Raw genomic sequence first — 12,634 nt, forward strand, 5'->3', positions numbered from 1 at the left:
ATGCACTATTGTGCATGTCAGGTAAGGCTAACAAAAGCGTCAGGGTGGCCCAATGGCTGGCGAAGATCGCGTCCTCGCAGGCGGTGCAAAATACATCGATTTCCAGACTGATCCGTCGCGCTACCGGCATTGGAAGCTCGATGTCGATGGTGACGTCGCGACGCTGACCATGGATGTCGACGAGAATGCCGGCCTGTTCGAAGGCTATCAGCTCAAGCTCAATTCCTATGACCTCGGCGTCGACATCGAACTCGCCGACGCCGTGCAAAGGCTGCGCTTCGAGCACCCGGAAGTAAAAGTCGTGCTGATGCGCTCGGGCAAGAACCGCGTGTTCTGCGCCGGCGCCAATATCCGCATGCTGGCTGGCGCCACCCACGCCCACAAAGTCAATTTCTGCAAATTCACCAACGAGACCCGCAACGGTCTGGAAGATTCGTCCGAGAATTCCGGGCAGCGCTTCATCACCGTCGTCAACGGCACCGCGGCCGGCGGCGGCTATGAGCTGGCGCTGGCGACCGATCACATCATGCTCGCCGACGACGGCTCAGCGGCGGTGTCGCTGCCGGAAGTGCCGCTGCTGGCGGTGTTGCCGGGCACCGGCGGCCTGACGCGCGTGGTCGACAAGCGCAAGGTGCGCCGCGATCACGCCGATTATTTCTGCACCATCGAGGAAGGCATCAAGGGCAAGCGCGCCGTGCAATGGCGCCTGGTCGACGAGATCGTGCCGAACAGCAAGCTGGAGGCCAAGGTCGCCGACCGCGCCAGGGAATTCGCCGCCGCCTCCAAGCGCAACGGCAACGGCAAGGGTCTCGCGTTGACGCCGCTCAAGCGCACCATCAATGAGGCTGGCATCCGCTACGGCTTTGTCAGCGTCGATATCGACCGCGCACAGCGCATCGCCAGCATCTCGATCAAGGCGCCGGAAGAAGCCCCGCCCGCCGATATCGACGGCCTGATCGCGCAAGGCGCGTCGTTCTGGCCGCTGCAGGTCGCGCGCGAGCTTGATGATGCGATCCTGCACTTACGCATCAACGAGCTCGAGACCGCGATGCTGCTGTTCAAGTCGCATGGCGACCGCGCAGGCGTCGTCGCCTGCGACGCGTTCCTCGAGGCCAACAAGACGAACTGGCTGGTCAACGAGATCAGGCAATACTGGAAGCGGGTGCTCAAGCGCATCGACGTCACCTCGCGCACGCTGGTGACGCTGGTCGAGCCCGGCTCCTGCTTCGTCGGCACGCTGGCCGAACTCGTGTTCGCCGCCGACCGCTCCTACATGCTGATCGGCCAGAAGCAGGGCGACAACCGCGCGCCGCCGACCATCGAACTGACCGCGATGAATTTCGGGCCGTATCCGATGAGCCATGGCCTGACGCGGCTGCAGTCGCGCTTCCAGGCCGATCCGTCGGATCTGGAGCGCGCCGAGGCCACTATCGGCACCACGCTCGATGCCGAGGCGGCCGAAGAACTCGGCCTCGTCACCTTCGCGCTCGACGATATCGACTGGGATGACGAGGTGCGAGTGTTCCTGGAGGAGCGAACCTCCTTCTCGCCCGACGGTCTCACCGGCATGGAAGCGAATCTGCGCTTCGTCGGACCCGAGACCATGGAATCGAAGATCTTCTCACGCCTTACCGCGTGGCAGAACTGGATCTTCCAGCGCCCCAACGCCGTCGGCGAAGACGGCGCGCTGCGCCGCTACGGCACCGGCCAGAAGGCGCAATTCGATATGACGCGGGTGTAGAGATTTTTGCTGCGTCATGGCCGGGCTTGTCCCGGCCATCCACGTCTTTTCGCTGATGAAGAGAAGACGTGGATGCCTGGCACAAGGCCGGGCATGACGAAAAATGTGTCCCAAGGAGCACGCCATGAACTTCATGAACGTCGATTACTCAACCAAGATTCCCAACAACGTGAATCTCAGTGAAGATCGCCAGGTGCTCAAGGCGCTCGAAGGCTGGCATCCCGGCTACATGGATTGGTGGAGCGACATGGGGCCGGAAGGCTTCCAGCAATCATTGGTGTATCTGCGCACCGCTTATTCGGTCGATCCGCGCGGCTGGGCCAAGTTCGATTACGTCAAGATGCCGGAATATCGCTGGGGCATCCTGCTGGCGCCGCAGGAAGAGAACCGCGTCATTCCGTTCGGTGAGAATTTCGGCAAGCCTGCCTGGCAGGAAGTCCCGGGCGAACACCGCGCCACGCTGCGCCGCCTGATCGTGATCCAGGGCGATACCGAGCCGGCCTCGGTCGAACAGCAGCGCCATCTCGGCAAGACCGCGCCCTCGCTGTACGACCTGCGCAACCTGTTTCAGGTCAATGTCGAAGAGGGTCGCCATCTCTGGGCGATGGTCTATCTGCTGCAAAAGTATTTCGGCCGCGACGGCCGCGAAGAGGCCGACGATTTGTTGCGGCGCCGCTCCGGCGACGCGGATTCGCCGCGCATGCTAGGGGCCTTCAACGAGGCGACGCCCGACTGGCTGTCGTTCTTCATGTTCACCTACTTCACCGACCGCGACGGCAAGATGCAGCTGCACTCGCTGGCGCAGTCCGGCTTCGATCCGCTGTCGCGCACCTGCCGCTTCATGCTGACCGAAGAGGCGCATCACATGTTCGTCGGCGAGACCGGCATCAGCCGCGTCGTGCAGCGCACCTGCGAGGCGATGAAGGCGGCCGGCATCACCGATCCCACCGATATCGCAAAAGTCCGCGCGCTCGGCGTGATCGATCTGCCGACGATCCAGAAGAAACTGCATCTGCATTATTCGCTGTCGCTGGATCTGTTCGGCTCGGAAGTGTCGACCAATGCTGCCAACGCCTTCAACGCCGGCATCAAGGGCCGCTACAAGGAAACCCAGATCGACGACGACCATCAGCTGAAGAACGCGACCTATCCGGTGCTGAAGCTGGTCGATGGCGTGATCAAGCGCGTCGACGAGCCGGCGCTGACCGCGCTCAACATGCGCCTGCGCGACGACTACACGCAGGATTGCGCCAAGGGCATGCTGCGCTGGAACAAGATCATCTCGCTCGCCGGCTACCAGTACAAGCTGACGCTGCCCGACGTCGCGTTCCATCGTCATATCGGCGAGTTCAAGGACATCAACGCGACCCCGGAGGGCGTGCTGATCGACGCCGCCACCTGGAACGCGCGCAAGAACGATTGGCTGCCGTCATCGGACGATGGCGACTTCATCGCTTCCTTGATGACGCCGGTTACGGAAGCCGGCACCTACGCCTCCTGGATCTCCCCGCCCAAGGTCGGCATCGACAACAAGCCCGGCGATTTCGAGTACGTGAAAATCGAGACGTGATGCACTGTCGTCCCGGCCTAGTGCGCAATTGCGCACGGGGGCCGGGACCCATACGCCGCGGCGGCTATTGTTAGAGACGCTGTTCGGCGACTTGCTTTCAACCACTAACTTCTGTGGTTATGGGTCCCCCGATGCGCAATTGCGCATCTGAGCTCAAGGCCGGGACGACACCGGTTTGCTGGCTGACGCCTTCGCGCCGCACCTACCCCGCGATCTCCAGTCCCGCATTCGCGTAGACCACGCCGCCATCGACCGCGATGGTGTTGCCGACGACATAATCGCCGGCGCGCGAGGCGAGATAGATGGCAATCCCCGCCATATCCTCGTCGGTGCCGATCCGCTTCGCCGGAATGCGCTTGGCGACTTCATCCGAGTGATCGCGGGCGGCCTTGTTCATGTCCGACTTGAAGGCGCCCGGCGCGATCGCGGTGACGTTGATATTGTCCTTGACCAGCTTGGTCGCCATGCGCCGTGTCAGATGGATCACCGCGGCCTTGCTCGCGGCGTAGGAATAGGTCTCCGTCGGGTTGACGAAGATGCCGTCGACCGAGGCGATGTTGATGACCTTGGCTGGCCGCTCGTGCGAAGCCGCCGCGCGCAGCGGTTTCGCCAGCGCCTTGGTCAGGAAGAACAGCGACTTGACGTTGAGGTCCATGACCTTGTCCCAGCCGCTCTCCGGGAATTCATCGAACTCCGCGCCCCATGCGGCGCCGGCATTGTTGACGAGGATGTCGAGCTTCGGCTCGAGCTTGATCATCTCGGCGGCCAGCCTGTCGCAACCTTCGACCGTCGAAATATCGATCGGCAGCGCGATGCACTCGCCGTCATAGGCCGCGGTGAGCTCTTTCGCGGTCGCCTCGCAGGGACCGGCCTTGCGCGCGGTGATGTAGACCTTCGCAGCTCCCTGCGCGAGAAACCCGGCCGCAATCATCTTGCCGATCCCGCGCGACCCGCCCGTCACCAGCGCGACGCGGCCTTTTAGCGAAAACAGATCCTTGAACATGCGTTCCTCCTTTGCTCTTGGCAGCGGTTTTGAGCGCGAGGGGAGGGCGAGTCAAGGAAACAACCGTCGTCCCGGCGAAGGCTCAGATGCGCAATTGCGCATCGGGGGACCCATACGCTGCGGCCCATCGGTTGAGCGATGGAGCAGTCACCTTCCGCAACAATCAGGACCTGTGGTTATGGGTCCCGGCCTTCGCCGGGACGACGGTTACGCCGCGTCGATGCGCCGAAAACCGTTCCACATCGCGGTGGCGGCGCCGGAGGTCAGCACCGGGATGATGCGCTCGTCCTGGTAATTGCCGTTGAGCGAGACCCGCTGCAGCGCGGTCAAATGAGCAGCGCTTTCCGGGAAGATCATGCCCGGCCGGGTCGTCACCGCGGTCTTGAAGCCGGCCGCCTTGGCGAGTGTGAATTCCCGCTGCCCGGCGGCGATCTTGTCGCCATAGGGATAGGCAAGATGCAGCACCGGGCGTTGCAGCGCCGCCTCGATCCGCATCCGGCTGGTGGCGATTTCGAAACTGGCGGTCGCCTCGGTCTGCTTTGCCAGGTTGCAATGCGTGATGGTGTGCGCGCCGATGGTCACCAGCGGATCGTCCGCGAACGCCTTCAACTCGTCCCAGGACATGCAGAGGTCGCGGGCGATGTTGGTCTCATCCACATCATATCGCGTGCATAGCGCGGAGATTTCGCGTTGCACGTCGAGCTCGCCCGGCAGGCTACGCAGCCACTCGTGCAGCCGGTCGAAGGCGATCTGCTTGGCCGCCGGCGTCGAGGCATCGAGACGGGTAACCACGCCGCCGATCGGCACCTCGATCGAGGAAGCCTTGGCGAGCGCCAGCTCCATCGCAACCCACCACAACCGGCCGGTGCCTTCAGCGAAATCGCTGGTGACGTAGACCGTCATGGGTGCGTCGAATTCACGCATCACGGGCAACGCGAAATCGCGGTTGTCGCGATAGCCATCGTCGAAGGTGAAGCAGGCGAAGCGCCGCGCGAAATTGCCCTGGGAGAGCCGCGCATGGGCCTCGTCCATGGTGACCAGGTCGACGTTGATGGACCGCAGATGCGCCAGCACCGCGCGCAGGAATTCCGGTTCGACCTCGAGATGATAATTGGGCTGGAATTCCACGTCGCGGCGCGGGCGCACATGGTGCAGCATGAAAATTGCGCCGACACCTGCGAAGATTGGTCGCAGCAGATAGTGCGCACCGGAGAAGTAAAGCGCTTCCAGTCCGGCGCGGATAACGGTGTTGCGGAGCATTTTCATCAGGACTTGCCGCCTGTTTCATTATGTTTCTAACTTAGCGGCAGACCGTTGAATAAACGGTTAGCTGGGCAAATATCCGCACCCCGACGCTTCTGTGTCATTTCGGGTTTGACAGCCCCGCAAGGGTTTGTTTTCTCTCTGTTCCCGGTGCGGCCGATTTGAAGTCCCTACACGGGCTCCGCGAATTCGACTAGGGACTTCAAATCGATAAGCGGCACCGGAATCATGATGATGCTAGTGCCCCTCATGTTTCCGAAGTTCGTATCAAGGGTACCGCGAGAGCGTACGAACTTCGGAAACGGGGCACTAGACCCTTAGGAACTCGAATGCACGGACTTTTCAGGTGGAGTGGCAAGTGGTGGCCGGGTGTGATTCCGCTCGTCATCCTTTGGGCTCTCGCCGCCTGGACCAGCACCGCACCGCTGGAAGCCGACCTGGCGCAGCGCACGACCACCGCGCTCAAGGATACCGTCCTGGACAAAAGGCGAATAGCGGTCGCGGGCCGCGACGTGACGTTTGCAGCCGAAGCATTCTCGGAAGAGGGCCGGCTGAGCGCGGTGGCGTCGGTGGAAGCGGTGCCGGGCGTGCGGCTGGTCAACGACGAAACCCGTCTCGTTCCCGAAGCCAAGCCGTTCGTGTGGTCGGCTGAACGCGACGTCGTCCGGGTGACGCTGGGCGGCAGTTCGCCGCTGCCTTCGAGCAAGAGCAAGCTCATGGAAGCTGCGCGCGCGATGCTTGGTGGCGTCGAAGTCTCCGACCGGATGAATCTGGCGCGCGGGGCGCCGCAGCGCTTCGACAATGCCGCGCTGCTGTTGCTCGACCAGATCGCAAAACTGAAGGACGGGAAGATCACGCTGTCGGACAACAAGGTCACGCTGTCAGGGATGGCGCGTGAACTTGGCGGCCGGGAAGCCATCGCCGCCGCGCTGAAAAATCTCCCCGAGGGCTATTCGGTCGCGGCCAACGACGTCAAGGCGCCGCCCTACATCTTCCAGGCCTACAAGGATCCGGTCGCGGTGACGCTGACGCTGACCGGCTATGTGCCCGACAACAACGCCCATGCGGCGCTGGTGGCGGCGGCGGGCCGCAAATTCTTCAGCGAGAAAGTCGTCGACAACCTGAAGGCGAGTATCGGTGCGCCATCAGGATTTGCCGCCGCCGTCGTGCCGGCGCTCGGCGCGCTGTCGCGGCTGTCGACCGGGACGCTCGTGGTCAGCGACCGCGAGGTGAAGCTGTCGGGCGATGCGCTTTACGAGACGGCCGCGACCCAGATCCGTGCCGGCCTTGGCAAGGAGTTTCCGCAAGGGTGGCAATTCAAGCCTGAAATCTCGGTCAAACCGACCGCGGCGCCGGTCGACCCCACGGTCTGCCAGCAGCTGTTTACCGACCTGCTCGGCAAGGCCAGGATCCGGTTCGAATCTGCCAAGGCCGACATCGTGGCTGACTCCGCCGGGCTGCTCGATCGGCTGATCGAGACCGCATTGCGCTGCCCGAACGCCAATATCGAGGTCGTGGGACATACCGATGCTGACGGCGAGGAACCCGCCAATCAGGCGCTCTCGGAGAAGCGCGCCCAGGCGGTCACCGATTACCTGGTCAAGGCCGGACTGCCCGCGAACCGTTTCACGTCGATCGGTTACGGCAGCACACAGCCGATCGCCGGCAATGATACCGACCAGGGCAAGGCGCAGAACCGCCGCATCGATTTCGTGGTGAGGTAAGCATGGCCTATCTGACGACGTTCTTCTGGGGCTGGCTGCTGGGATCGCTGCTGCTCGGGCTGGCGATGGGCTGGATTTCCATCGTTCAGCACGGCGAGGGCGTGTCGAAAAACTGGAAGCGGTGGCTGGCGGCGTTGGCGGTCGTGCTGGTCGCGGCCGCGCTTTCGCGCCTGGTCCCTGGCCGGTTTGGCTATTGGCTCGACCTCGGGCTGGTCATGTTCGCGCTCTATCTTTGCGGCTGCGCGGTGGGGTCGTGGCTGCGGGACTGGGTGGTCTCGCGCAGCGCGCCGGCGGCTTGAAACGCCCCGGCATGACCCTTTCCAGCTCAAGGGATGGCCCAGGGGACCCGGCCGGACCCCGCTTTGGGCGCGCAGAATGCAGCAAAACTGTGCATCCACTGTCATCAATTCCGCCTAATAGGTTGAAGAACCGCGTTTTATTGTCGTTAGACGAATTCCACTCCGGCCCAAAACGCGCTACTGGAGTCCCTAGGGAGCAGCGGAGCGTCGGCGGAATTCACGCCGTTGCCGTCGTCGCGGGATCGCAATTCGAGGTCTAGATGCTGGAAGCAATACGCAGGGCGATTTCGTTTCTGCGCCAGAAGCAGGTCCTGCATAAGCTCGGGGTTGTGATCAGTATCGCGGTCATCGGAACCGCGTGCTACGTGCTTTATCACATGCTGCGTGGCATCGACTCCAACGAGGTGATCGAGGCCATCAAGAGCACCGAACCACGCCAGATCGTGCTGGCGGCGCTGTTCGTGGCGGCGGGTTACTTCACGCTGACCTTCTACGATCTGTTTGCCGTGCGGGCGATCGGCCACACCCACGTCCCCTACCGCATCACCGCGCTTGCCGCCTTCACCTCCTATTCGATCGGCCACAATGTCGGCGCCAGCGTCTTCACCGGCGGCGCGGTGCGCTACCGGATCTATTCGGCCTGGGGTCTGAACGCGATCGACGTCGCCAAGATCTGCTTTTTGGCCGGGCTCACCTTCTGGCTCGGCAACGCCGCTGTGCTCGGACTGGGCATCGCCTATCATCCGGAAGCCGCGGCTTCGATCGATCAGTTGCCGGCCTGGCTCAACCGTGCCCTGGCGTTTGCGATTATCGCCGGCCTCGTCGGCTATGTGGTCTGGGTCTGGACCCGGCCCCGCGGGGTCGGCCGTGGACCCTGGAGCGTGACGCTGCCGGGCGGGCCGCTGACGCTGCTGCAGATCGGCATCGGCATCGTCGACCTCGGGTTCTGCGCGCTGGCGATGTATATGCTGGTGCCGGACGAGTCCAATGTCGACTTTATCTTCGTTGCGGTCATCTTCGTCTCGGCGACGCTGCTGGGTTTCGCCAGCCACTCGCCCGGTGGGCTCGGCGTGTTCGACGCCGCCATGCTGGTCGGGCTCTCGCAGATGGACCGGGAGGACCTCTTGGCCGGGATGCTGCTGTTCCGGGTCCTCTATTATATTGCGCCTTTTGTCATATCTGTAATCTTGCTGACGCTTCGGGAGGTTATCCTCGGTGCGCGGTCGAAGCGCCTGCGCCAGTTGGCGCCTGGCCCCGACGCCGAGCCGAGACGTGAGGCCGTCTATGTGCGCGAGCGTGGAGACACCGGCGCCTGAAAGCGCGTAAGAGACGCCAGAGACAGAGGGAACAAAGCCAACAATGGCGATAGACGATTCCTCCTCTTCCTCCTCCTATTTTGCCCCATGGTCCGACCGGTTACGGCATTCGGCCATTATCCTGCTGGTCGCGGGCCTTGCTTTGTCGGTATTCGTTGCGACCGGCGAACTCGGGGTGGCGCGCGCCGTTGCCGCCTTTATCTGCATTGCCGCCGCAGCCCTGGTGCCATGGCGGCTGCATGATGCGGTCACCTCGCGCGAAGACGTTCGTGGCGTCAATCCGGTTGAAGCCGCCGCCGTCAGCGCCGTCGTGGCCGGCATGCCGGATCCGGCCGTGCTGCTCGACCGCGCCGGCCGCGTGATCCATCTGAATGCGGCGGCAGCCCAGCTTGCCCCCGCTTTGCGCAAGAACGAGCTTGCCCAGTTCGCGCTTCGCTCGCCCGAAATCATCACCGCCCTGCGCGAGGCGATCGCGACCAGCGAACCGCGCCGCGCGACCTATCTCGACCATGTGCCGGTCGACCGCTGGATGGAGCTGATCATCACACCGGTGCCGGTGCCGACGCTGTTCGGCGGCACCGACAAGTGCATGCTGATGACGTTCCACGACCAGACGCCGCTGCGCCGGGTCGAGGAGATGCGCGCCGATTTCGTCGCCAATGCCAGCCATGAACTGCGCACGCCGCTCGCCGCCCTGTCCGGCTTCATCGATACGCTGCAAGGGCCGGCCAAGGATGACGTCAAGGCGCGCGAGCGCTTTCTCGGCATCATGCACGCGCAGGCGACGCGCATGGCGCGGCTGATCGACGATCTGCTGTCACTGTCGCGGGTCGAATTGTCGGCGCATGTTCGGCCCGATACCTCGGTCGACATCGTGCCCATCATCCACCAGGTCGCCGACGGGCTGGAGCCGCTGGCGCATGAACGCCAGGTCGCGATCGACATCGATCTGCCTGAGCTGCCGGTGACGATCGCGGGCGATCGCGAGGAGCTGCTGCGGCTGTTCGAAAATTTGATCGAGAACGCGCTCAAATATGGCGCCTCCGGCGGCAAGGTCATCGTCTCGCTGGTGCAGGCGAATTCCGTCGACGGCGCGCCGGAAGTCCGCGTCCTGGTGCGCGATTTCGGGCCCGGAATTGCCCCGGAACACCTGCCGCGGCTCACCGAGCGGTTCTACCGGGTCGATGTCGGCGACAGCCGGGCGCAGGGGGGAACCGGGCTCGGTTTATCCTTGGTGAAACATATTGTTAACCGCCATCGCGGCCGGCTTTTGATTGAAAGCGTGCCCAAAAACGGGGCCACTTTTACCGCCTGTTTTCCCCAGGCCAAACCCCCGGCAGGGGCTTAAACCCTAGCGATTTCAATCGCTTGAGACTGTCATCCAACTGTCATTGAACCTTCGTAAAAGCTCTATTGACCGCACCTAAACGGATGCGGCGTGAGCGCGATCGGGCGTTAACAGGCGCTTCGCTCACCAGATGGAGACCAACCCATGAATTTCATCAAGACAATCGTCGCGGCAGGCCTCGTCGCCGCCTCGACCTCGGCGTTCGCGGCCGATATCACCGGCGCCGGCGCCACCTTCCCGTTCCCGCTCTATTCCAAGTGGGCCGATTCCTACAAGAAAGAGACCGGCAACGGTCTGAACTACCAGTCGATCGGTTCCGGCGCCGGTATCAAGCAGATCATCGCGAAGACCGTGACCTTCGGCGCCAGCGACATGCCGCTCAAGTCGGAGCAGCTCGACAAGGAAGGCATGATCCAGTGGCCGCAGGCGATGGGCGCCCTGGTGCCGGTCGTCAACCTCGAAGGCATCAAGCCGGGCGAACTGGTATTCACCGGCGAATTGCTGGGCGACATCTATCTCGGCAAGGTCAAGAAGTGGGACGATCCCGCGATTGCCAAGCTCAATCCGAAGCTGAAGCTGCCCAGCGACGCCATCACCGTGGTCCGCCGCTCCGACGGTTCGGGCACCACCTTCCTCTGGACCGACTACCTCTCGAAAACCAATGCCGAGTGGAAGACCAAGGTAGGGGCCGGTACGGCGGTTGAATGGCCGACAGGCGTTGGCGCCAAGGGCAACGAAGGTGTGGCAGGCAATGTCGGCCAGACCAAGAACTCGATCGGTTATGTCGAATACGCCTACGCCAAGCAGAACAAGCTGACCCATGCCGGAGTGATCAACAAGGCGGGCAAGACCGTGCAGCCCACCATTGGGGCATTCCAGGCCGCAGCAGCCAATGCCGACTGGGCCGGCGCCAAGAACTACTACGTGATCCTCACCGACCAGGCCGGCGAAGCTTCATGGCCGATCACCGGCGCGACCTTCATCCTGATGCACAAGGACGCCACCGACAAGGCGGCTGCCAAGGAAGCCATCAAGTTCTTCACCTGGGCCTTCGCAAAGGGCGACAAGATGGCTGAAGAACTCGACTACATTCCGATGCCGGACTCGGTGGTCAAGATGATCGAAAAGACCTGGACCGCCGAGATCAAGAGCTGAGCCGAGAACAAAGATCTGGGCCGCGTTCCGGCCCGGCGAACAACGGGAGCGTGCTCCCACTCTACCCAACCCGGTCTCTCCGGGTTGGGTCTTTCCCTCCGGGCTGGAGGGCGAATACAGGGCGGTCCGGCTACCAGGAAATCTGGTGGCAATGTCCGGTGCAAAACCGGCGCCGGAACCAGGGCAGTTGGGCTATACAGTACAGGGGATTGGCGTGGCAGACATGGCGGTTCAGAGCGACATAATGGAAGCTGCCGGACCTTACGATCGCGCCAAAGCTCTCAGCGCTTTCAAGTTTGGCGACGTGACATTTTACTGGATCACGCGCGCCTGCGCGATCTCGGTCCTGCTCATCCTCGGCGGCATCATCGTCTCGCTGATCGCGGGCGCCTGGCCGGCGATCAGGGAATATGGCTTCTCCTTCCTGTTCACCTCGCGCTGGGCGCCATCCAACGATCCGCCGGTGCTCGGCGCACTCGGGCCGATCTATGGCACGCTGGTCACCTCGGTGATCGCGATGACGATCGCGATCCCAGTCGGGCTCGGCATCGCGATCTTCCTCACCGAGCTTTGTCCGCAGTGGCTGCGTCGCCCGATCGGCATTGCCGTGGAATTGCTCGCCGGCATCCCCTCGATCATCTACGGCATGTGGGGGTTCTTCGTGCTGGGCCCGTTCATGGCCGACAGTTTTCAGCCGTTTGTGATCAAGGTGTTCGATGGCGTCCCGATTCTCGGCACCATCTTCGCTGGTCCGCCGTCTTATCTCAGCCTGTTCAACGCGTCGCTGATCCTTGCGATCATGGTGCTGCCGTTCATCACCGCGATTTCGGTCGACGTGTTCAAGACGGTGCCGCCGGTGCTCAAGGAAGCCGCCTACGGCGTCGGCTGCACCACCTGGGAAGTCGTCCGCAACGTCGTGATCCCCTATACAAAGGTCGGCGTGATCGGCGGCATCATGCTGGCGCTCGGCCGCGCGCTTGGCGAGACCATGGCGGTGACGTTTATCATCGGCAACGCCTTCAAGATCACGGGCTCGGTGTTTTCTCCGGGCACTACGATCTCGGCGGCGATCGCATCCGAATTCGCCGAGAGCGACGGCTTGCACCAATCCGGCCTGATCCTGCTGGGGCTGCTATTGTTCGTGCTGACGTTCTTCGTCCTGGCGGCCGCGCGGATAATGCTGATGCGGCTGGAAAAGAAGGCGGGGAATTAAGA

At 62.9% G+C, this 12,634-nt stretch carries 10 protein-coding genes; 8 read left to right on the plus strand and 2 right to left on the minus strand.

From position 1 onward, the window contains the following. Positions 1-52: 52 nt before the first annotated feature. The gene (gene boxC, locus JQ567_RS09770) at positions 53-1,741 is read left to right on the plus strand and encodes a 2,3-epoxybenzoyl-CoA dihydrolase (RefSeq protein ID WP_212438614.1); all 1,689 of its coding nucleotides are present in this window, start codon (positions 53-55) and stop codon (positions 1,739-1,741) included. 133 nt (positions 1,742-1,874) lie between these two features. Then, positions 1,875-3,311 (plus strand): benzoyl-CoA 2,3-epoxidase subunit BoxB, encoded by a 1,437-nt coding sequence (gene boxB, locus JQ567_RS09775; RefSeq protein ID WP_212438710.1) that lies wholly within the window; start codon positions 1,875-1,877, stop codon positions 3,309-3,311. A gap of 202 nt (positions 3,312-3,513) precedes the next feature. Here the strand turns inward: boxB and JQ567_RS09780 are convergent, their stop codons facing one another. Together JQ567_RS09780 and JQ567_RS09785 are read right to left on the minus strand one after the other, a co-directional pair. Beyond that, a complete protein-coding gene (locus tag JQ567_RS09780; RefSeq protein ID WP_212033457.1) occupies positions 3,514-4,314 on the minus strand; it encodes an SDR family oxidoreductase in 801 nt (266 codons plus the stop codon). 207 nt (positions 4,315-4,521) lie between these two features. After that, positions 4,522-5,580, minus strand: a complete 1,059-nt coding sequence (locus JQ567_RS09785) for a polysaccharide deacetylase family protein (protein WP_212438615.1) — start codon at positions 5,578-5,580, stop codon at positions 4,522-4,524. Between the two features lie 326 nt (positions 5,581-5,906). On the opposite strand from JQ567_RS09785, the gene JQ567_RS09790 reads away from it, so the two are divergent. From JQ567_RS09790 to pstC, 6 genes are all read left to right on the plus strand, one after another. Continuing rightward, positions 5,907-7,301: an OmpA family protein gene (locus tag JQ567_RS09790; RefSeq protein WP_212438616.1), complete on the plus strand. Its 1,395-nt coding sequence runs from the start codon at positions 5,907-5,909 to the stop codon at positions 7,299-7,301. 2 nt (positions 7,302-7,303) lie between these two features. Continuing rightward, positions 7,304-7,600, plus strand: a complete 297-nt coding sequence (locus JQ567_RS09795) for a hypothetical protein (protein WP_212438617.1) — start codon at positions 7,304-7,306, stop codon at positions 7,598-7,600. Positions 7,601-7,860: 260 nt separating this feature from the next. After that, on the plus strand, positions 7,861-8,916 hold the full coding sequence (locus JQ567_RS09800) for a lysylphosphatidylglycerol synthase domain-containing protein (RefSeq protein ID WP_212438618.1): 1,056 nt from the start codon (positions 7,861-7,863) through the stop codon (positions 8,914-8,916). 43 nt (positions 8,917-8,959) lie between these two features. Continuing rightward, positions 8,960-10,264, plus strand: coding sequence for an ATP-binding protein (locus JQ567_RS09805; RefSeq protein WP_212438619.1), 1,305 nt, complete (start codon positions 8,960-8,962; stop codon positions 10,262-10,264). A gap of 144 nt (positions 10,265-10,408) precedes the next feature. After that, the gene (gene pstS, locus JQ567_RS09810) at positions 10,409-11,419 is read left to right on the plus strand and encodes a phosphate ABC transporter substrate-binding protein PstS (protein ID WP_212438620.1); all 1,011 of its coding nucleotides are present in this window, start codon (positions 10,409-10,411) and stop codon (positions 11,417-11,419) included. Between the two features lie 214 nt (positions 11,420-11,633). Next, the gene (gene pstC / locus JQ567_RS09815) at positions 11,634-12,632 is read left to right on the plus strand and encodes a phosphate ABC transporter permease subunit PstC (protein WP_211997951.1); all 999 of its coding nucleotides are present in this window, start codon (positions 11,634-11,636) and stop codon (positions 12,630-12,632) included. Positions 12,633-12,634: the final 2 nt, after the last annotated feature.

This window comes from Bradyrhizobium sp. AUGA SZCCT0431, assembly GCF_018131065.1.
Taxonomy (GTDB): domain Bacteria; phylum Pseudomonadota; class Alphaproteobacteria; order Rhizobiales; family Xanthobacteraceae; genus Bradyrhizobium.